Raw genomic sequence first — 21709 nt, 5'->3', positions numbered from 1 at the left:
TACGCAACTGCTGAGCAGCTTTCTTGTAATCAATTTCTAAGTTGTCCATAATATAAAAACTGTGTTAAACTACTTTTATTGTAGCTTGACACAGTTTAGTTTACACTCTCCAATAAATATATACTATCCACTCATTTTCTTCACTTACATTTCAAATTCACATTCACATTCACATTTTCACCCCTTTACAACCACAAAATATTACCTGTTACTTTTCTTACCGCCCCACAATCTTTTTACTTTTTTACCTTTTTACTTTTTTACCTTTAAACGCCTTTTACTTTTAAACGCAAATAATTCGGGACAACTCTTTCATTTCTCGCAAAAATGTATTAACTTTGCACCCATAAAAAACAAATTAGAATTATGGCAAGAAAACGTAAACCATTACCTCTTTTGGAGAACATCACCATCGAGGCTGTTGCAGCCGAGGGTAAGTGCATCACACGAGTAGACGACCAGGTCATCTTCGTTCCGTTCTGTGTGCCAGGTGATGTGGTAGATTTGCAGGTAGTCAAGAAGAAACATAAGTACTGCGAGGCGAAGGTGGTTCGCTTCATCAAAAAAAGCGACATCCGTCAGGAGCCTATGTGCGAGCACTTCGGCATCTGCGGCGGTTGCAAATGGCAGAACCTGCCTTACGAGGAGCAGATCAAGGCGAAGCAGAAGCAGGTGGAAGACCAGCTTACCCGCATCGGCAAGATTGAACTCCCTGAGTTCCGCCCTATCATGGGCAGCGTGAAGACCCAGGAGTATCGCAACAAGATTGAGTTCGGATGCAGCAACAAGCGCTGGTTCACCGCAGAGGAACTCTCACAACTTCCTCAGAAAGAGGACGATACCGTCTCATCACTCAAGGAACGCCACGCCCAGAACGCCATCGGTTTCCATATCACCGGAGCCTTCGACAAGATTTATCCTATCAGGAAGTGCTGGCTGATGGACGACCTCTGCAACGAAATCCGCAACTTCGTCTTCGAATATGCTGATTCTCACGACTATACCTTCTACGATCTCCGTGAGCAGCACGGTTTGCTCCGCAACATGATGATCCGCAATTCGAACACCGGCGAGTGGATGCTCGTATTCCAGTTCCACTATGACGAGGAGGGAGATGAGCAGAAGGCATTGGAGCTGATGCAGCAGGTGGCTGATAAGTTCCCTCAGATTACATCACTCATGTACGTGGACAACCAGAAGGGCAACGATACCATCAACGACCTGGAACTCAGCCTCTTCAAGGGTAACGACCATATCTTCGAACTGATGGAGGACCTGAAGTTCAAGGTAGGTCCGAAGAGTTTCTACCAGACCAATACCGAGCAGGCTTACCACCTCTACTGTGTGGCACGCGAGTTTGCCAACCTTACTGGCGATGAGCTGGTTTACGACCTTTATACCGGCACCGGAACCATCGCCAACTTCGTGGCTCACAAGGCAAAGAAGGTTATCGGTATCGAGTACGTGCCAGAAGCTATCGAGGATGCCAAGGTGAATTCCCAGGTGAACAACATCGAGAATACCCTCTTCTATGCAGGCGACATGAAGGACATCCTGACCAATGATTTCATCGCCCAGCACGGTCGCCCGGACGTCATCATCACCGACCCACCACGTGCCGGAATGCACCCAGACGTAATAAACGTCATCCTGAACGCAGCGCCAAAGCGCATCGTATACGTAAGCTGCAATCCAGCTACCCAGGCACGCGACCTGCAGCTGATGGACGACCACTACAAGGTGGCTGCTGTCCAGCCGGTTGACATGTTCCCTCATACTCCTCACGTAGAGAACGTTGTATTGCTCGAGAAGCGCAGCGATGCTGAAATCAAGCAGAAGAAGAAGGAGCGCAAGGAACGTGAAAAGGCGATAGCAGAAGCCAAGGCTGCCAAGGAGGCAGAGAAACTCGCACTCCAGGCAGCACAGGCTGAAGACCTGACAGAAGAGGAACTCGCAGCAAAGCAATAAACTAATTCAAGTTTCGCAAGTGAGGGAATTGATTGAAGTTAATGAAGTTATCACTCCCTACGGTCGTTCGGGAAGTTAAGAGACAATAGTCTTCTGGCGTAAACTCAGAACATTTGTCCCTCTAACTTCTCCTTACTTCCTAACTTCCCTTAACTTCCCCACATGCGAAAGTTCAGTAAACCTAGAAAACAAAATAGAAATAAGATGAAAAAGAGTATCATCCTGGCGCTCATGGCTTTGACTGCGGTCTCTGCCAGCGCCCAAAAGAAGCAGACCATCGAATTGCCTTCATGGTTGAGCAACGTAAAATTGTCGGGGTATGGAATGACCCAGTATCAGTACAGCGGACAGAAAGATGCTGAATCCAACTCATTCAACATCCGTATGGCTCGTATCGCTCTCGAAGGTCGCATCGCTGACGACTTCTACTGGAAGACTCAGATTCAGTTCAACGGCAACACCTCCAACCTGGGGTCAAGCCCGAGAATGGTGGATTTGTTTGCTGAATGGCAGAAGTACGACTATTTCAAGGTGAAGATTGGTCAGTTCAAGAACCCATTCACCTTTGAGAATCCGATGCACCCTATCGACCAGGGCTTCATGGGATATTCCCAGAACGTGAGCAAGCTGGCAGGTTTTAGTGACCGTGCCGGAGAGCATGCTTCCAACGGTCGTGACATCGGTCTGCAGCTTCAGGGTGATTTCCTCAAGAATGCCAACGGCAGAAACCTGCTGCACTATCAGATTGGCGTATTCAACGGACAGGGAACCAATACCAAGGACGTTGACCAGCAGAAGAATGTGATTGGCGGTGTATGGCTGATGCCAGTAAGCGGCATGCGCATCGGTGCCTTCGGATGGACCGGTTCTTATGCAAGAAAGGGAACTTGGACGGAAACTGTTACAGATTTGGTCTCTAGCCGACCAGATGCCACAAAAGAGATTACTCACACCAATGAGGTTCGCAGCCTCAACCAGAACCGCTACGCCTTCTCTTTCGAATATAAGAAAGACGGCTGGACCGTACGCTCCGAATATATCCACTCCACAGGAAAGGCATTCGCAAAGAGCATCACTAATTTCAATGATGCCAACGCCAAGGACTGCAATCTTAATGAAAAGATTGGCGATAAGGCACAGGGTGTTTACGGATTGGTTATCGCTCCATTGGCTCAGCTGCCAAAGAACAGCCGAATCGACATCAAGGCACGTTACGACATGTATCAGCCTAACGGCAAGAGCAACATGCAGAGAACCCAGTATGAGGCTGGTTTGAACTTCCACATCGGCAAGCGAATCTCTATCCTTACCGAGTATGCGCTTATCAACGACAAGACACTCGCGAAGCATAATTACTCCATGGCAGATGCAGAAGTCTGCTTCCGCTTCTAACATGCCTTGTTTCTAACACGCCCTGAACCAACGGTCACCGGCCGAAGGGAAAGGTAAAGGGCAAAAGCTCCTAACCCTGGGTAACACCCTGGGTATTAAGGATATATATACAAAAGACGCCCTGCAAGGGCAAAAGCTTTCTGATATCTTTAAAGCTTTTGCCCTTTCAGGGCGGTATTGTTGATTGCGGTTTTTAACCCAGGGCGTTGCCCCGGGCTAGGAGCTTCTGCCCTTTACCTTTCCCTTCGGCCGGTGACCGTTGGTTCAGGGCGTGTGGGGCAAACCGTTACAGGGCGTGTGGGAGCAAACTTTTCTAGAAAGAATAAGAGAAGCCGATAGACATGAATTCCTTGAACTGCCAGTAGCTCTGATCGTCCTTGCGCTTGGCACCATCATCAAATCTCGGATAGAGGAAGATGTTGGTGGAGATGTAACGGTTGAACTGGAAGGTAATCGTATTCTCCCACTCTATTTCCGCACGCTTGTAGGTGGTATATCCCCACAATCGGGTCTTCCACTTGATGTTCTGCGCTATCTGCCAGGACAGGTCAAACGTGCATTCCGAACCGTAATCCACCAAACCGTGCTGGCCCTCGTCCAAACCATATCTTGTAGCCAACGCCTCACGGCCCACATACTTCCAGTTGACCGCCAGAGGAGCCAGATGGGCACTACCCTTCAGCCTGTGCTTGAACCAATCAACCGAATAATCCATACCGACAGAGAGGTTCAGATTGAATGGAGAGAAGAAATCGGAATAAACCATCTTGTCATTACTCTTCAATCCATGGGCAAACTGCGTCTGAGCCACCATCTGCAAGGTATAATACCATCGCTTGGTAGCCTGAAGACCCAACTTGCTGGTATATCGTATCAAGTCGTCGGAAGTCTTGAGAGAACGCAGGGAGTCGCCCTTGGACGTCTGATAACCCAAGCGCAGCTCCAGCTTGTTGTCCCACTTCACCTTCTGCTTGTTGTTGTAATTTGCCTGCATGGTGATGCGTCCCAGCATCGAATAGTTGCTCTCACCACCCTTGTACCAGTTGCTAGAAACATAATTCTGCAGGAACTGGAGGTAATAATCACCGTTGATGGTCCAGAAATTAGGACGGGTGATGACCAGATCCATCGGAGCCGACTCTATCTCTATCGCCTTCGGAGCCACCTGCTCAACGAGGTCAGGATGGTTTTTCTTCGGTTTGGAAGGCGCATCGAGCGGTGCCCCCACCTTTCTGAGTCGGGATTCCGTAGCCCTTACCAGGTCGGGACGTCTGAGATAGATATCCATCAGGGCAGCATCCAGCTCCGTCTCGAGCGAATCCCCCACTTCACCCTTTGGCGAGATGCGCAGCAGATGATTGGCAGGAGAATGATAGAAAGTGAGCGGAGTAAAGAGCAGGCTGAAACGGCTGTCATCGGCTTTCAACCTGACCGAATCCAGCCGACTGCCATATACTGAGAGAGAATCAGCATAGTCTTTCAACAGCCGATTATCCTTAGCTTCAAGAGTCTCCTTAGGTGCATTTTTCCTGTGCGAACGCTGCGCATCGGCAGGCGCCAGACAAGCCACCCAAGCTAAAACGAGTAATCCAAATTTTATTTTCATACCTTGATATAACATAATTTGGGCACAAAGGTAACAAAATAATTCTAAATTCAGAGCCATTCTTTACAAATATTTTGGCTAATTCATAATTTTATAGTAACTTTGCACCCAAAATTATTCTAATTTAAATTATAAATATCGTGGCTGAAACAAAGTACATCTTCGTTACTGGTGGTGTGGTTTCTTCTTTGGGTAAAGGAATCATATCTTCATCCATCGGTAAACTTCTTCAAGCAAGAGGTTACAACATTACTATCCAAAAGTTTGACCCATACATCAACATCGACCCGGGTACACTGAACCCGTACGAGCATGGTGAGTGCTACGTAACGGTAGATGGTATGGAGACCGACCTGGACCTCGGACACTACGAGCGATTCACCGGCATTCAGACTACAAAAGCGAATTCTCTCACCACAGGTCGTATCTATAAGGCAGTCATTGACAAGGAACGTCGTGGCGACTATCTCGGCAAGACCATCCAGGTGGTGCCTCACATCACCGACGAGATCAAGCGCAACGTGAAGCTGCTCGGCAAGAAGTATCACTATGACTTCGTGATTACCGAGATTGGCGGAACCATCGGCGACATCGAGAGTGCCCCATACATGGAAGCTATCCGACAGCTGAAATGGGAACTGGGCAAGAACGCCGTCAATGTTCACCTCACCTATGTGCCTTATCTGAAGGCTGCAGGCGAGTTGAAGACAAAGCCTACCCAGCACTCCGTGAAGGAACTGCAGAGTGTAGGTATTCAGCCAGATGTTCTGATTCTCCGCACCGAGAAGCATCTCGAAGAGGGAATCCTGAAGAAGGTGGCAAGCTTCTGTAACGTAGACATCGACTGCGTAATCCAGAGCGAAGACCTTCCTAGCATCTACGAGGTACCTGTCAACATGCAGAACCAGGGCCTCGACACCGCCATCCTCCGCAAGATGGGAGAGCCTATCGGCGAGAAGCCTGCACTGGGTCCATGGAAAACTTTCCTCGACCGCAGAAACAAGGCTACCGAGGTGGTGAACATCGGTCTCGTTGGAAAGTACGACCTGCAGGATGCCTACAAGAGCATCCGCGAGAGCCTCTCGCATGCCGGCACCTACAACGACCACAAGGTGAAGATTACATTCATCAACTCAGAACATCTCACGGAAGAGAATGTGGCTGAGCAGCTGAAGGGTCAGGACGGCATCGTCATCTGTCCAGGATTCGGCCAGCGCGGCATCGAGGGCAAGATCATCGCTGCCCACTACACCCGCACCCACGACATCCCTACCTTCGGCATCTGCCTGGGTATGCAGATGATCGTCATCGAATTCGCCCGCAACGTATTGGGCTACAAGGATGCCAACTCCCGCGAGATGGATGAGAAGACTCCACATAATGTCATCGACATCATGGAGGAGCAGAAGAACATATCAAACATGGGTGGAACCATGCGACTCGGCGCCTACGAGTGCGTACTGAGACAAGGCAGTCGCGTGTTCAACATCTATAAGAAGGAGCATATCCAGGAGCGCCATCGCCACCGCTATGAGTTCAACAACAATTTCCTGAAGGAATACGAAAAGCATGGCATGAAGTGCGTGGGCCGCAATCCGGAGAGCGACCTGGTAGAAGTAGTGGAAATCCCAGGCTTGAAATGGTACATCGGAACACAGTATCATCCGGAGTACCAGAGCACGGTATTGAAGCCGCACCCATTGTTTGTTGACTTTGTAAAGACAGCCATCGCTAACAAGAAATAGCGCAGGCTGGCTTCAGGCAGCAGAATGGCACGACCTTTGCTGTCGCTTCAGAGAAAATAAAACAATAAAAAATAATAATGAATAAGAACAACATTATCGGTTTCCTCCTGATTGCCGTAGTGCTGATTGGCTTTAGCTGGTACAACCAGCCTTCAGCCGAAGAACAGAGAGCGGCATTCGTTCAGGACTCCATCGCCAAGGCTAAACATGCCGAGATGGAAAAGGCCAGCAAGGCTGCCGCTGTTAAGCGCCAGGCTGATGCGAAGGCTCAGATTGAGGCAGACTCTACCGCCCTATTCTATTCGGCTTTGAAGGGTCAGGCTCAGAAAGTAGTTTTGAAGAATGAGAAGGTTGAGTTGACGCTCAATACCAAGGGTGGTACTGTCGAGAAGGCAGTCATCAAGGGATACGTGGGTCACAACCTCAAGGTGAAAGACGGTTCTGCCGACCAGAAGGACGTTACCCTCTTCGACGGCAACGACCAGAGCCTCAAGTTCATGCTCGAGGCGAAGGAGGCCAACATCATCACCAGCGATCTCTACTTCACTCCATCTAACGTGACTGACAAGTCTGTCACCATGACTGCAGAGGCTGCCCCAGGCAAGACCCTCAGCATGACCTATACCCTCGGCGATGACTACATGCTCCACATGAGTCTGCAGACAGAAGGTATGGCAGGACTGTTCTCACCTAACTGCAACAAGATGAGCATCGACTGGAGCGACAAGGCACGCCAGCAGGAGCGTGGCTTCATGTTCGAGAACCGCTACACTACCCTCACCTATCATGAGGCAGAGGGCGGCACCGACCACCTGAATGAGGGCAGCGAGAAAATCGACGAGAAAATTGAAGAGACTATCGACTGGGTATCTTTCAAGAACCAGTTCTTCTCAGCTATTATGGTAGCTAAGGACAACTTCGACAAGGATGCCTTCATGACCTCTATCCCTCAGGAAAAGGGTTCGGGCTACCTGAAGCAGTTCCAGGCTAAAATGAAGACTGCCTTCGACCCAACCGGCAAGAAGGCATCTGAGTTTGAGTTCTACTTCGGTCCTAACGACTTCCAGATTCTGAAGAATACAGAGAAGGAGAGCACCTTCGGCAAGGACCTGGAGTTCCAGAAGCTCGTTTATCTGGGATGGCCTATCATCCGCTGGATCAACCGTTTCTTCACACTCTACGTGTTCGACTGGTTGAGCAATGTATTCCCAATGGGTATCGTATTGATTCTCATCACATTGCTCCTCAAGCTCATCACCTACCCTATGGTGAAGAAGAGCTATATGAGTTCTGCCAAGATGCGTGTGCTGAAGCCAAAGCTCGAGGCAGCTACCGCCCAGTACAACAAGCCTGAGGACCAGATGCAGAAGCAGCAGGCGATGATGGCAGAATATGCCAAGTATGGTGTTAGTCCACTGTCTGGTTGCTTGCCAATGCTGATTCAGATGCCGGTTTGGGTTGCGATGTTCAACTTCGTGCCTAATGCCATCCAGCTTCGTGGTGAGAAGTTCTTGTGGATGAGCGACTTGAGCACCTTCGACCCAATCATCGAGTGGAACACCAACATCTGGTTGATTGGCGACCACTTGAGTTTGACCTGTATTCTCTTCTGCGTAGCCAACCTGTTGTACTCATGGATGACGATGCGCCAGCAGCGTGACCAGATGGTAGGTCAGCAGGCAGAGCAGATGAAGATGATGCAGTGGATGATGTATCTCATGCCATTGATGTTCTTCTTCATGTTCAATGACTACTCAGCAGGTTTGAACTTCTACTACTTCATCTCATTGTTCTTCAGTGCCGCAATCATGTGGACCTTGCGCAAGACCACCAACGACGAGAAGCTCCTCGCCATCCTGGAGAAGCGCTATCAGGAGAACAAGAACAACCCTAAGAAGGCAAGCGGCCTTATGGCAAGAATGCAGGCCCTCCAGGAATTGCAGCGCCAGCAGCAGGAAGAGATGATGCGTAAGCAGGCAGAACTGAACGAGAAAAAGAATAATCTCGGAAAATAAAGTTTTCTAGATAAAAATGAAAGCGTAATGATTACCCAAAAAGGTGTTCGTTACGCTTTTTTAATAGCTACATCATGCATAAGCCTCATCCTTCAAATATAATCAAAGGATATGTTATGAGACAAGTATTCACATTTCTAAAAGCTAATGGATATATTAATAAATAGGAGGAACATAATATGGGATTATTAAAATATAAAGGTTATACGGGTAGCGTAGATTATAGTGAGGAGGACAATTGCTTATATGGCAAAGTTCTCGGAATGAGCAAGGATATGATTACCTACGAAGGTCAAGATGTCAATGAACTACGAAGGGATTTTGAAGGCGCAATAGATGACTATCTGGCTTTATGTAAAGCCAATGGCAAGGCACCTCGTGCACCTTATAGTGGCAACTTGAATATCCGCATTACTCCTGAAATTCATAGCCGTATTGCAATGATGGCGATGCAAGCAGGAACAACAATCAATGGTTTTATTCGTGACACACTAGCTAATGTTACAGGAGTTACTCCAGCCACAAACGCATAACATTACCCCCGAAAAGGTATAATTTGTTAAATGATATTATAAATTATACCTTTTCGGGGGTATTTTCATTTTTTATTCGTATATTTGTCCCCGAAAGGGTATAAAACAAATAAAATATGAGCAATACATTATCATCATACGTCAAGGAAATGCGCAAGCAATTCGGATTGACCCAAATAGATTTGGCTGCGAAATCAGGCGTAGGCCTCCGATTCGTAAGAGAACTGGAACAGGGAAAGGAAACATTGCGACTGGACAAAGTTAACCAGGTTCTCCTCCTCTTCGGCCAGGAAATCGGCCCCGTTCCTATCAGAAAAGAATAAAAACTGAACTTTATGAAACAAGGAAAGATTTATCTCTACAACCAATACGTAGGCCTGCTGACGGAAGACGAAACGGGTTTCACCTTTGCCTACGATGCTGATTATCTGGCATCGGATGGTGCAGAAGCCGTGAGCCTCACACTCCCGTTATCAAACGAGCCCTACCACGATACCGTGCTGTTTCCCTTCTTCGATGGGTTAATCCCCGAAGGATGGCTCCTGAATATCGCAGAAAGCAGTTGGAAAATCAACCAGCGGGATAGAATGTCGCTCCTCCTTGCCTGCTGCAAGGATTGCATCGGAGCCGTCAGCGTCATCCCGGTTGAAGAATCTCATGCAGAAAGAACCAACAATTCACCTGCAGAAGGAACTTCACTTACAGAAGAAACTTCACCTGCAGAAGGAACAAATACTTCCCCCAAAAACTAGAAAGGAGAAAGAAATATGGAAAAATGTCTATATTGCTATAAACCGCTCAAGCCAGGTCAGATAGATTACCACCCTGCTTGCGCCAAGAAACTCTTCGGTACCAAGGAAGCCCCTGTCCTACCCTATATAAGAAAGGAAATCGGCGACCTGGCAAGGCAGGTAGTGCGTGCCCAGACCACCCTCACCGGTGTGCAGGCGAAACTCTCGCTCGATGTGAACGCAGGCGGAAAGAACGAACCATCCCGATTTACCATCGTAGGCCTCTGGGGAAAATACATCCTCAAGCCCCAGACCGACCGCTATCGCTGTCTTCCGGAAATAGAAGATCTCACAATGCACCTCGCCGAAGCCGCCAAAATCGCCGTGGTTCCCCATGGTCTGATTCGCTTTGCCGATGGCGAACTCTGTTATATCACCCGGAGAATAGACCGACTGGATGATGGCACCAAAGTACCCATGGAAGATATGTGCCAGCTATCCGAGCGCCTTACCGAATACAAATACAAAGGATCCTACGAGCAGGTAGCCAAACTCATCAAAAAGTATTCCTCCTTCTCGCAGCTCGACCTCGTGAACTATTGGGAGGTAGTCATCTTCTCGTGGATTACCGGCAACGCCGACATGCATCTCAAGAACTTCTCGCTCTACAACAACAGGAAACTGGGCTATGGATTAACCCCTGCCTACGACCTCCTCTGCACCCAGCTCGTGATGCCGGAGGATCCCGAAGAACTCGCACTGACGCTCAATGGCAGAAAGCGAAAGATTCAGAAAGCTGATTTCATCAAGGTAATGACGGCATCAGGACTCAGCGAAAAGGTAATCAGCAACATTGCCAAGAAATTCCGTCGCTCTATCGTGAAATGGCTCGACCTGATAGACGCCTCCTTCCTGCCAGACGGCATGAAGAAGCAATACAAGAAACTGATTCTCAGCCGAGTCATGGCATTAAGATAATTTCTTTCAGCAATTATTTCTGCAATTCTTTCCGCCAAGCAGAACAAACATGAATAAAAAAAGCAAAAAACAAGAACAATATAAATAAAACAGAAAATGAAGAAAATACTCTTATCTCTTTTAGCAGCCATCGGCTTATCAACCACGGGCTGCTCAGCACAGGCTGGCAAATCGGCCACATCAGCAAAATCAGCCCCATCGGATGGTATCATCGTATTGGCTCCACAGGCCTTTATCGACCAGGCAAAGGCAGATACAACCAGCATCCTTCTAGATGTCCGCACCCAAAAGGAATACGCAGAAGGTCATCTGGCAGGTGCCCAACAACTGGATTACCTCAATCCCGAGGCATTCGATGCCGGCATCAGTAAGCTTGATAAATCCCGCACCTACTACATCTATTGCAGAAGCGGAAAGCGAAGCCATGGTGCCTGCCTGAAAATGCAGAAGCAAGGCTTCAAGGTATATGATATGGAAGGCGGATTTCTAAACTGGACAAAGCTCGGAATGCCTGTGGAAAGATAAAAAAAATAGCTAATAGTTTTGGTTATTTTAGAATTATTCCGTATTTTTGCAGCAACTAAAGATACAAGTTATGGTTAGATTACAAGAAAGCTTAGAAAAGTTAGCCAACTTCAAACAACAGTTTGGAGATAGCTTTGGTATCACTAAACTCGGTATTTTCGGCTCGGTTGCACGAGGCGAAAATACAGAAGACAGTGATATAGATATTGTTGTGGAAGTAGAAAAGCCAACTCTCTCGCTCATGCATAACTTACATGAGGCTTTAAGTAAATTATTCAATACCAAAGTTGATTTAGTTCGCTTCCGCAAATCGCTCCGCCCTTTATTGCAGTCAAATATCAATCAGGAGGCCGTGTATGTATAATCGCAGTACCATCCACGACAAGCTCGAAGAAATCAAAGAATCAATCGAGTTAATACAAGAATGGAGCAAGGATGTGGAATCAGCTGATGATTTCATGCTTTCCCCAACTAAGTATATGGCCTTCAACGCTTGTGTTATGAGACTACAGGTAATTGGTGAACACGTGGGTAAACTTTTAAAAGTAGAAGAAAAGCCTTTAGAAGCTTATCCCAACATTCCATGGCAAGCTATATATGGCATGAGAAATATGATTTCTCACGAATATGCCAATGTCGATGAAACAATCGTATATGATACTATCAAAAACGGATTACCAGAATTGAAAATAATCATCGAAGATTTACTTCATCAGTATTAATTGGCACTCAATAATTACCCCCGAAAAGGTATAATTAATCAAACTTCACGATTAACTATACCCCTTCGGGGGTATTTTATATAATCCGAATCTTCTTCTTCTATAGAATTTAATTCGAAATTACTTCTTCAGCACAGGCTCGCAGGTGATATTCACTCCGAGCTTCTTGAAGATCTTCTGGTCTACATCACTCAGCATCACGGTGCAATGTGCCTGACAGCCACGAAGCTTAGGCAACTGCTCCAATGCCTTTCTGCAGTTCTCGTCATTCTCCGAGAGAACAGAGAGGGCTACGAGAACCTCATCCGTATGAAGACGAGGATTGTGACCACCCAGATAATTCACCTTGGTATGCTGGATTGGCTCAATCATCGACTGAGGAATCAACTTCAACTCATGGTCGATGCCCGCCAAATGCTTGGTAACATTCAATATCAATGCCGCACTGCAACCCAACAACTCACTGCTGTGACCGCAGATAATCTTGCCATCCTCCAACTCTATCGCAGCAGAAGTATGACCCGTCTCCTTCTTGTGATTCTTAGCAGCCACAGTCACCTTGCGGTAATCCGTAGTAATCTTAGCCTGATTGAAGAGCATCTGGATCTTGTTGATTTCCGCATCATTGCAAGCGCCAGCCGCCATCTTGTTGGTTGCAGCATAGTAACGACGGATAATCTCATTCTTGGATGCCTCGCAGCAAACCTCATCATCAGAGATGCAGAAGCCCACCATGTTGACACCCATATCCGTTGGCGACTTGTAAGGATTGCTGCCATAGATGCCCTCGAACAAAGCATTGAGCACAGGATAGATTTCCACGTCACGGTTGTAGTTGATGGCAATCTTGTTGTATGCCTCCAGATGGAATGGGTCGATCATGTTCACATCGTTGAGGTCGGCAGTAGCAGCCTCGTATGCGATGTTCACCGGATGCTTCAATGGGAGATTCCATACAGGGAAGGTCTCAAACTTGGCATAGCCTGCACGCACCCCACGCTTGTTCTCATTATAAAGCTGGCTCAGGCAGACAGCCATCTTGCCGCTACCAGGACCAGGAGCAGTAACGATGACGAGCGGACGCTCAGTCTCCACATAGTCATTCTGACCGAATCCCTCGTCAGAAGCGATGAGATTCACGTTGTGAGGATAGCCCTCGATGAGATAATGGCAGTAAGCCTTGATGCCCTCACGCTCCAGACGCTGCTTGAAAGCGATGGCAGCAGGCTGACCGTTATAATGGGTAATGACAACAGACCCCACCATGAAACCACGGTTCTGGAACTCGCCACGAAGACGCAGCACGTCCTCATCGTAAGTAATACCCAGGTCGGCACGCTTCTTGTTCTTCTCGATGTCGGCGGCACTGATTACGATAACAATCTCAATGCTATCGCTGATTTTCTGAAACATGCGCAGTTTGCTATCAGGCTGGAAACCCGGCAAAACACGACTGGCGTGGTGGTCATCGAAAAGCTTACCTCCCAATTCCAGGTAGAGCTTTCCGTTAAACTTAGAGATTCTCTCCTTGATATGCTCGGATTGAATCTTCAGATACTTCTCGTTGTCAAATCCTATCTTCATAATTGTTATTATATCTTGCAATTTGAAATCAAAAATCTCCTGCAAAATTACAAAAAAACTATTGAATAATCAAATAAAGGACGCAAAAGTTGTCATTATCATGCCATAAAAACAGCAATCGCCTTATTTCTGGCAACTCATCAGTACCTTTATAAATAGGAATAGAGCAATATCTCCCCACCAATCAGAAAGATGAACATCAGGAAAAGGAAAAGATACAACTGTTCCTTCCTGATGAAATCGAACAGGCGGAGCTTCTTTTTATGATTTTCCAGGTATACACGATAATCTATCCACATCAGAGAGAATGAGCCAAGGGCTATCACCAGGATGAGAAATACACCCACGATATCAGCGAGCGTCATGGTCTGTAAAACTGAGTAATTCTCCATATAAATTCATTTTTAATTATCACTTACGGTTGCAAATATAATAATTAAAAACAAAAAAAGGAGTTTCATTCCTCAAGAAAATAGTTTCATTCCTATCAAATAGGTGTTTCATTCGTAGGAATGAAACTATTTTCACTAGCTTTGTTTGCCATAAAACGGCGCCATTGTATCGGAGTCATACCTGTCTTAGCCTTGAAGACTTTATAGAGATGGGCATGGGATGAGAAGCCGCATTCTATGGAAACCGTTTCGTTGGAGTATCTGGTTTCTTCCCTCAACATGCTCTGGGCTTTCTGGAATCGGATATCGCTCAGCCATACTCGGAAACTGCTCTGGAGATAATCTTCAAAATAAGCAGACAGGTCTTTACGGTTGACGCAAATCATGGATGCCAGCATCGGCATGTTCATAGCGCTGTCACGGAAACCTCCATTCTTGCACCATTCTGCCAGCAATTTCTCTATCTTGGCGATACTCTCCGGCGTCAGACATTCGTCAACTTCCTCTTCGTCCTCAACCGGCTCATCCTCTTCTGTCTCCTCTTCTGTCTCCTCCTCTATCTGCCGTTCAAGCATGTTGTCCAGCGGCATGATATTGAAACCATAACCCACGAAACTGACGATGAAGACAACCACCGAAAGCAGTACCAGCGGGGCAATGACCAGCAGGATGGGGCGGGAGATGATGCCCGCCATCAAACCCAGACAGCAGATACCCATGGAGACATAACTCATGCTGGCAAAGCTGTCAAACGGCAAAAGGTCTTCCGCAGTATTGTCCAGGAGAATCTTACGATGGTGCTGCATCTCACGAAAGGTAACGATGATGCAGTAAATGATAGTGAGGGTAAAGATAGTCAGCATCAGATACAGCCAGAAACCGATATGCATGCTGCCCTTGGGTACAACCCCAATGAATCCCATCAGGAAGCAGATAATGATAAGCGCATAGCTGAGCGAACAGAACAGTCCTACCCGCTTGCGCCCACTGCGATAGCAGATGAGATTGAAAGTGGCACAGGTCATGAGATATTCGATAGGTGCATAGAAGAGAATGTTCACCACGGCACCGACTGCATCGCTCTTGGCACGGATATCAAATGCCATCTGCAAGACGAAATGGAAAGTCAGTGCAAGCATAGCTCCACACATCAGCCATCGCGATACCTCATAGCGATGATTGGGCCAGCGTATCTGAAAGCGGGTCAATATCAGAAATAATGCCAGCATACCAGAAACGACAAAGCAGGCAAACTGCGTAAGAAATAAAATATTCATATTAAGTTTAATGTCTTGATTACACACTGCAAAATTACAAAAAAAAATGGGATACAAGAAAGAATCCATAAGTTTTTTTTTATGATTTATTTTGTATTGTCCTCGATTTGCAGTAACTTTGAATAAGTTACGCTGCACTCGACTATAAAAATAAATCACGATTTATTTTGTATTGTCCTCGATTTGCAGTACCTTTGCAGAAAATATTCAATAAAATCACAAAAATATGATTAAAGCAATGATTTTGGCTGCTGCAGCCCTCACCATGGGTGCGACAACAGTCGATGCACAGACTATGATTGAGAAAAACAACATCAAGGTGGAGAACCACCTGATGACACCAGAGGCTCTTTGGGCTATGGGACGTATTGGTGCCGCAGAAGCTTCGCCTAATGGCAAGCAGGTGGTTTACCAGGTGGGTTACTACAGTGTTAAGGAAAACAAGAGCCATCAGATGCTCTTCATCATGGATGCCAATGGCAAGAACCAGAAGGCTTTGACCACTGATGCCAAGAGCGAAAGCGATGCTGCATGGATTCAGGGCGGTCAGAAGATTGCCTTCATCCGTGACGGTCAGCTCTGGAGCATGAACCCAGACGGAACAGGCCGCAAGCAGCTCACCAACGACAAGTTGGGCATCCAGGGCTTCCGCTTCTCTCCTGACGGCAAGAAGGTAATACTCATCAAGGAACTCCCTTATCACGGAACCATCAAGGAGAATCCTTCTGACCTTCCATTGGCTACCGGTCGTCTCGTTACCGACATGAACTATCGCCACTGGGACCACTACGTAGAGAGTCTTCTCCATCCTTTCGTGGCTGATGTGGCTGAGGACGGTACCGTCAACGCTGGCGAAGACATCCTGAAGGATGAACCATTCGAGTGCCCTATGGCTCCATTCGGAGGCATCGAGCAGTTGGCATGGAGTCCTGATTCCAAGACCATCGCCTATACCTGCCGCAAGAAAGAGGGCGTTCAGTATGCCATCTCTACCGATTCTGATATTTACCTATATAATATAGGTACGCGCGAGACTAAGAACCTCTGCAAGGAGGCGGGTTATGTAGAGCCTAAGATTGATGCTACCAAGAGCATGAAGAACCAGGCTGTCAACGCTCCTGAGAATCTGAAGAACAACCCTGGTTACGACGTGAACCCTCAGTTCTCTGCTGACGGCAAGTACATCGCTTGGCAGAGCATGGCTCGCGATGGATACGAGAGCGACCGCAACCGCCTCTGCGTATACGAACTCGCTACCGGCAAGAAGAACTATGTATCAGACAAGTTCGACTCTAACGTAGAGGGCTTCGTATGGAACAAGGACAGCAAGAGCCTCAGCTTCATCGGCGTATGGCACGGAACCCTGAACCTCTATCAGGCTAACTTCAAGGGCGAAGTGAAGCAGATCACCAACGAGTGGGCTGACTACGGAAGCATCTCGCTCGCCAACAACGGCAACAAGCTTCTCGCTACCAAGGCTAGCATGAGCCACCCTACAGATATCTACATCGTTACCCCTGGCAAGAATGCTAAAAGCACCAAGGTAGAGCAGATTACCCGTGAGAACGACCACATCCTCAGCCAGTTGAATATGGGCAAGTGTGAGCAGCGCTGGGTGAAGACTACCGACGGCAAGCAGATGCTGGTATGGATCATGTTGCCAGCCAACTTCGATGCCAACAAGAAGTACCCTACCCTTCTCTTCTGCGAGGGCGGTCCTCAGAGTCCTGTCAGCCAGTTCTGGAGCTACCGCTGGAACATCCAGATTATGGCAGCCAACGGATATGTAGTCGTATTGCCTAACCGCCGTGGTCTTCCTGGTTTCGGAAGCGCATGGAACGAGGAGATTTCTGGCGACTGGACCGGTCAGTGCATGAACGACTATCTTTCTGCCATCGACGATGCTACCAAGAATCTGCCTTACGTAGACAAGGATCGTCTGGGCTGTGTAGGTGCCAGCTTCGGTGGTTTCTCAGTATACTATCTCGCCGGTCATCACGACAAGCGTTTCAAGGCGTTCCTCGCCCACGATGGTGCTTTCAACCTGGAGAGCATGTATACCGATACCGAGGAAGCTTGGTTCTCTAACTGGGAGTATGACGATGCTTACTGGAACAAGGACCAGAGTGCCAACGCCAAGAAGACTTACGAGAACAGTCCTCACAAGTTCGTTGACAAGTGGGATACTCCAATCCTCTGCATCCACGGCGAGAAGGATTACCGCATCAATGCCAATCAGGGCATGGGCGCCTTCAATGCAGCCCGCATGCGTGGCATCCCAGCCGAGCTCCTCATCTATCCTGATGAGAACCACTGGGTATTGAAGCCACAGAATGGCGTGCTCTGGCAGCGCACCTTCTTCGGCTGGTTAGACAAGTGGTTGAAGAAATAATATATTAAAAACGAAAAAAAACGAGGTAACAGGTTATGCCTGATACCTCGTTTTTTCCTTAAAGACTTTTAAGCCATTTTTTACCAGATTTGGTACTTAACCAAATATTTAATAGCAAAGCTACTACTCCAGTACCAGCCAATGTTATAATTAATGCTTCCATTAGCTTACGCGATTCAACTTCTTGATGATAGAGAAGATGAAGAGAGCAGCGAGCAGACAGATAACCATCAAGGTTCCCCATACTACTGGCAATGGCATATCCCACATGTGACCTGGAATAGAAACCAACTTGTTACCGAGGGCTGTTGCAACGAACCAGCCACCCATGATCATACCCTTGTACTTTGGAGGCGCTACCTTAGATACGAATGAAATACCGATAGGTGAAAGCAACAACTCTGCGAAAGTCAGGATCAAATAGGTACCGACGAGCAGGTTTGGAGTAACATCTGCTACGTGGTTAGGGTGATCAGTTGCAGGCAAACCAAGACTTGATACAGTCATCAGGAGATAAGCACCGGCAGCAACGAGCATACCCAGACCAATCTTCACTGGTGCCTTAGGCTCCTTGCCGATGCGACCCAACCAGCCGAAGAGAGCGATGCTCACTGGAGTCAGAGCTACTACGAAGCAAGGGTTGAACTGCTGGAAGATAGGAGCATCGATAGCTACGGTAGAATCACCGGAATTCATGTAAGTATAACCCAGGATGGCAGCAGGAATCACGATGAGAGCGAGATTGATCAACTTGCTCTTGCCAGAAGTACCCTTAGGAGCAGTCAACAGACCGCAGATACCGAATACCATGAAGATGCACCAAACGAGGTTGATTACATTGAACATCATACCGGTAGCACCTGTAGCCTCACGAGCAGTAAACTCATCAGCAAACCAAGTCAAGGTCAAACCGTTCTGATGGAAAGCCATCCAGAAGAAGATAACCACAGCGAAAACCAAACCGAGGCAAACGATGCGCTCCTTGGTCTCTGCAGGACTCATCTCCTCTACCTCTTCAGTCTTGCCGTCTTCCTTCTTCTTGTCAGCTACCAATACCTGCTGGTAGGTCTTCTTACCCAAGAAATAGATGAGGATAGAAACAATCACAGAAACACAAGCTACTGCGAAAGCGAAGTGATAAGAATCAGCCTTTGAATAGCCCAGGTCTTTCTGTGCCCATGCCATGATTGTGGTGGCAGCAGTAGGAGCAAACAAGGCGCCGATGTTAATCGCCATATAGAAAAGCGAGAAACCAGAGTCGCGATGCTGCGCATACTTAGGATCGTTGTAAAGGTCGCCTACCATCACCTGGAGGTTACCCTTGAAAAAACCTGTACCCAAGCTCACGAGCAGCAGGGCAGCACCCATGGCAGCAATAGCTACAGAACCTCCACCCAATGGGATAGCCAGGAACAGATAGCCCAGGAACATGATGAGGATACCGATGATTACCATCTTGTTGTAACCCCACTTGTCGGCAGCCATACCACCAAACAGAGGCAAGAAATACACTGCAGTGAGGAACCAGGTATAAATCTCTGATGCCGTACCGGCATCAAAACCGAAATTCTCACCCAAGAACAGAGCGAATACTGCGAGCATGGTGTAGTAACCGAAACGCTCACCCGTATTTGCCAAAGCTAAGGTCCACAGACCTTTTGGTTGATTCTCAAACATAATTTTTGTTTTATTGTTATTTTATTATTTAGTTATTCTTTTCTCGCAAATTCTGTGCAAAGATACATAATTTATTCCATATTTCAAACTTATTGCAGGAAAAACCGTTCAGCAAATTGCATTTTCATACTGATTATCATCTAAATTTCTAAAAAACAGACAAATCGGAGAAAAATTTTCCAATAATATTACAGTGTAATTGCGTTTTTTTTTGTACCTTTGCACCCCGAAACCGCAAAGGTGGTTTCCGACATTATTAATAATGAGATTAAAATAAATAGAAAGGTAAAAGGATTTATATGAGACAACTTAAGATTAGCAAGAGTATAACCAACCGTTCCAGTGAAGCACTTGATAAGTACTTGGTGGAGATTGGTCGTGAACCTATGGTCTCTATCGATGAGGAGATCGAACTCGCACAGAAGATTCGCAAAGGCGGTCGTGAAGGTGAACGTGCCAAGGAAAAACTGGTTAAGGCAAACCTTCGATTCGTTGTTTCTGTTGCTAAACAATACCAGCACCAGGGTCTGGGTCTTACCGACTTGATCGATGAGGGAAACATCGGTTTGGTGAAGGCGGCAGAGAAGTTTGATGAGACTCGTGGTTTTAAGTTCATCTCATACGCAGTATGGTGGATTCGCCAGAGCATTCTCCAGGCTATCGCTGAGCAGAGCCGTATCGTTCGCTTGCCTTTGAACCAGGTGGGTGCATTGAGCAAGATCAGCGCTGAAATCAGCAAGTTCGAGCAGGAGAACCAGCGCAAGCCTTCTGTTGCTGAGTTGGCACAGATTACCCAAATGGAGGAAAGCAAGATTGACCAGACCATCAAGGCTGACAACCACCACATGAGTATTGATGCTCCATTCGGTAGCGATGATGATGACAATGCAATGGTAGACGTGATGGCATCTGGCGATGATAGCCGTACCGACAAGGGTGTAGACTTCGAGTCAATGGCTAGCGAGCTGCAGCGTGTTCTCAAGACCGTATTGAAGGAGCGTGAGCGCAAGATTCTCTGCTACTGCTATGGCATCGGTTGCCACGAGAAGGGCTTGGAGGAAATCGGCAGCGAGTTCAACCTCACCCGTGAGCGTGTTCGCCAGATTCGAGAAAAGAGCATCATCAAGCTCCGTGACAGCGGAAAGATCAAGATCCTGATGAAATACCTGGGATAATTGATAATGAATAATTAATAATGAATAATTGATAATTTACAATTAATAATTCATTCGGATAGAAGACGAGAGAGAAAATTAGATAAAACTAAGTTGCTCACAGCAACGAAAGTAAAAAAGGGCAATCAGTTGGTTCATCCCAATCTGATTGCCCTTTCTCTTTCAAGCCTTGCGCCTCAATTAATTGTACATTATAAATTATACATTATTAATTGTACATTATTAATTCTACATTATTAATTATTCACGAAGTTTCCATCCTTATCAATCAATCCGCTGATTCCGTCTCTTACCGCCTCGAAATAAGGATATTCATCTCTGAGACAGATTTCGTCATAGAGGAAGTCGGCAACGATGGTATCATTGCCGTCCGGCATCACCAGTCCCATCTTGCCGTTTTTCTCTGCAATCACCGGCATGATGCCCAAGTCATCATTATAGATGTAACAGGTTCGGAGGAAATCATACACCGGCTGAAGCATCACGTTGCCCTGATGGTCCTTCATGCCAAACTTGCCGTTCTCCTCAAACACCTCATGATAACGGATGTACTTCTCCTTCAGGCGATGGTAATAGAACACCATCTTGCGCTTGTCGTTCACGAAATCCAGCATATACTGGAAAGTATCGCAATAGTTAGCCACCGAACGAACCAGAATCATCTTCAAGTCGAGACCGTCCAATGCCTTTCGGTTCAGATCAATATACTTGGCTATCGCCTTCTCCTTCTCAGGGACAGAGAGGCTCGCCAGTTTTTCCTCAAACTTGAGCATAGCTTGTTTGGTTCCCGACATACCCTTGATATATCGGTGAATCTGTCTGCTCATTTCCGAACAGATAAACTTGTCTATCTCCTGCTGCTCTATCGGGTCAGCATATTCTTTAATCAATGATTCAGGTGTAGCATTCATGGCTGTTTCCTTTCTTTTATAGAATTATACTTTCAAAGAGTTCGAAGAACAAAGAGCAAACGAATTCTTCACTCTTCGTTCTTCAC

Annotated in this window: 17 protein-coding genes and 2 pseudogenes; 13 read left to right on the top strand and 6 right to left on the bottom strand. The window is 47.0% G+C overall.

Annotation, left to right across the window (positions count from 1 at the left end; translation table 11 throughout):
• Window positions 1-366: 366 nt before the first annotated feature.
• Both rlmD and ACTQ53_RS13460 read left to right on the top strand, forming a co-directional pair.
• A pseudogene (rlmD, locus tag ACTQ53_RS13465) lies at window positions 367-1815 on the top strand (23S rRNA (uracil(1939)-C(5))-methyltransferase RlmD); the annotation flags it as partial.
• Between the two features lie 357 nt (window positions 1816-2172).
• Window positions 2173-3360, top strand: a complete 1188-nt coding sequence (locus ACTQ53_RS13460) for a porin (RefSeq protein WP_441933487.1) — start codon at window positions 2173-2175, stop codon at window positions 3358-3360.
• A gap of 313 nt (window positions 3361-3673) precedes the next feature.
• Here ACTQ53_RS13460 and ACTQ53_RS13455 read toward each other — a convergent pair whose 3' ends face one another.
• Window positions 3674-4966 carry a DUF3078 domain-containing protein gene (locus ACTQ53_RS13455; RefSeq protein WP_441933485.1) on the bottom strand — a complete coding sequence of 431 codons (1293 nt, stop codon included), beginning with the start codon at window positions 4964-4966 and terminating at the stop codon, window positions 3674-3676.
• Window positions 4967-5106: 140 nt separating this feature from the next.
• Here ACTQ53_RS13455 and ACTQ53_RS13450 point away from each other — a divergent pair, with 140 nt between their 5' ends.
• The 9 genes and pseudogenes from ACTQ53_RS13450 (at window position 5107) to ACTQ53_RS13410 (ending at window position 12215) form a co-directional block, all read left to right on the top strand.
• The gene (locus ACTQ53_RS13450; RefSeq protein ID WP_295347188.1) at window positions 5107-6711 is read left to right on the top strand and encodes a CTP synthase; all 1605 of its coding nucleotides are present in this window, start codon (window positions 5107-5109) and stop codon (window positions 6709-6711) included.
• Window positions 6712-6788: 77 nt separating this feature from the next.
• Window positions 6789-8726 (top strand): membrane protein insertase YidC, encoded by a 1938-nt coding sequence (yidC, locus tag ACTQ53_RS13445; RefSeq protein ID WP_294968433.1) that lies wholly within the window; start codon window positions 6789-6791, stop codon window positions 8724-8726.
• Between the two features lie 179 nt (window positions 8727-8905).
• On the top strand, window positions 8906-9259 hold the full coding sequence (locus tag ACTQ53_RS13440; RefSeq protein WP_441933482.1) for a type II toxin-antitoxin system HicB family antitoxin: 354 nt from the start codon (window positions 8906-8908) through the stop codon (window positions 9257-9259).
• A gap of 116 nt (window positions 9260-9375) precedes the next feature.
• A complete protein-coding gene (locus ACTQ53_RS13435; RefSeq protein WP_153089508.1) occupies window positions 9376-9582 on the top strand; it encodes a helix-turn-helix transcriptional regulator in 207 nt (68 codons plus the stop codon).
• A gap of 12 nt (window positions 9583-9594) precedes the next feature.
• Window positions 9595-9909, top strand: a pseudogene (locus tag ACTQ53_RS13430) (HipA N-terminal domain-containing protein); the annotation flags it as partial.
• A gap of 117 nt (window positions 9910-10026) precedes the next feature.
• A complete protein-coding gene (locus tag ACTQ53_RS13425) occupies window positions 10027-10968 on the top strand; it encodes a HipA domain-containing protein (protein ID WP_441933480.1) in 942 nt (313 codons plus the stop codon).
• A 96-nt stretch (window positions 10969-11064) separates the two neighbouring features.
• Window positions 11065-11493 carry a rhodanese-like domain-containing protein gene (locus ACTQ53_RS13420; protein WP_441933478.1) on the top strand — a complete coding sequence of 143 codons (429 nt, stop codon included), beginning with the start codon at window positions 11065-11067 and terminating at the stop codon, window positions 11491-11493.
• Window positions 11494-11563: 70 nt separating this feature from the next.
• Window positions 11564-11857 (top strand): nucleotidyltransferase family protein, encoded by a 294-nt coding sequence (locus ACTQ53_RS13415; protein ID WP_218415766.1) that lies wholly within the window; start codon window positions 11564-11566, stop codon window positions 11855-11857.
• Window positions 11850-12215, top strand: coding sequence for a HepT-like ribonuclease domain-containing protein (locus ACTQ53_RS13410; RefSeq protein WP_294714912.1), 366 nt, complete (start codon window positions 11850-11852; stop codon window positions 12213-12215). The genes ACTQ53_RS13415 and ACTQ53_RS13410 overlap by 8 nt, the downstream gene beginning before the upstream one ends.
• 120 nt (window positions 12216-12335) lie before the next feature.
• Here the strand turns inward: ACTQ53_RS13410 and ACTQ53_RS13405 are convergent, their stop codons facing one another.
• The 3 genes from ACTQ53_RS13405 to ACTQ53_RS13395 all read right to left on the bottom strand — a co-directional run bounded on the left by ACTQ53_RS13405 (window position 12336) and on the right by ACTQ53_RS13395 (window position 15468).
• Window positions 12336-13799: a DUF1846 domain-containing protein gene (locus ACTQ53_RS13405; protein WP_441933475.1), complete on the bottom strand. Its 1464-nt coding sequence runs from the start codon at window positions 13797-13799 to the stop codon at window positions 12336-12338.
• Between the two features lie 149 nt (window positions 13800-13948).
• A complete protein-coding gene (locus ACTQ53_RS13400; RefSeq protein ID WP_441933473.1) occupies window positions 13949-14191 on the bottom strand; it encodes a hypothetical protein in 243 nt (80 codons plus the stop codon).
• A 95-nt stretch (window positions 14192-14286) separates the two neighbouring features.
• Complete coding sequence (locus ACTQ53_RS13395) at window positions 14287-15468, bottom strand: helix-turn-helix domain-containing protein (protein ID WP_441933471.1); 1182 nt, start codon at window positions 15466-15468, stop codon at window positions 14287-14289.
• Window positions 15469-15694: 226 nt separating this feature from the next.
• Here ACTQ53_RS13395 and ACTQ53_RS13390 point away from each other — a divergent pair, with 226 nt between their 5' ends.
• Entirely contained in the window at window positions 15695-17860 is a 2166-nt protein-coding gene (locus ACTQ53_RS13390) for an alpha/beta fold hydrolase (RefSeq protein WP_441933469.1), read from the top strand.
• A 162-nt stretch (window positions 17861-18022) separates the two neighbouring features.
• Here the strand turns inward: ACTQ53_RS13390 and ACTQ53_RS13385 are convergent, their stop codons facing one another.
• Window positions 18023-19537 carry a peptide MFS transporter gene (locus ACTQ53_RS13385; protein ID WP_441933467.1) on the bottom strand — a complete coding sequence of 505 codons (1515 nt, stop codon included), beginning with the start codon at window positions 19535-19537 and terminating at the stop codon, window positions 18023-18025.
• A 299-nt stretch (window positions 19538-19836) separates the two neighbouring features.
• Between ACTQ53_RS13385 and ACTQ53_RS13380 the strand changes: the two genes are divergently transcribed.
• A complete protein-coding gene (locus ACTQ53_RS13380; protein ID WP_294968408.1) occupies window positions 19837-20712 on the top strand; it encodes a sigma-70 family RNA polymerase sigma factor in 876 nt (291 codons plus the stop codon).
• A gap of 236 nt (window positions 20713-20948) precedes the next feature.
• Here the strand turns inward: ACTQ53_RS13380 and ACTQ53_RS13375 are convergent, their stop codons facing one another.
• Window positions 20949-21623, bottom strand: coding sequence for a hypothetical protein (locus ACTQ53_RS13375; RefSeq protein ID WP_441933465.1), 675 nt, complete (start codon window positions 21621-21623; stop codon window positions 20949-20951).
• Between the last annotated feature and the right edge of the window lie 86 nt (window positions 21624-21709).

This window comes from Prevotella sp. Sow4_E9_plate, from assembly GCF_052116205.1.
Taxonomy (GTDB): Bacteria; Bacteroidota; Bacteroidia; order Bacteroidales; family Bacteroidaceae; genus Prevotella.
Note: the sequence above shows the minus strand (reverse complement) of the source record. Positions and strands in the feature narration are given on the sequence as shown.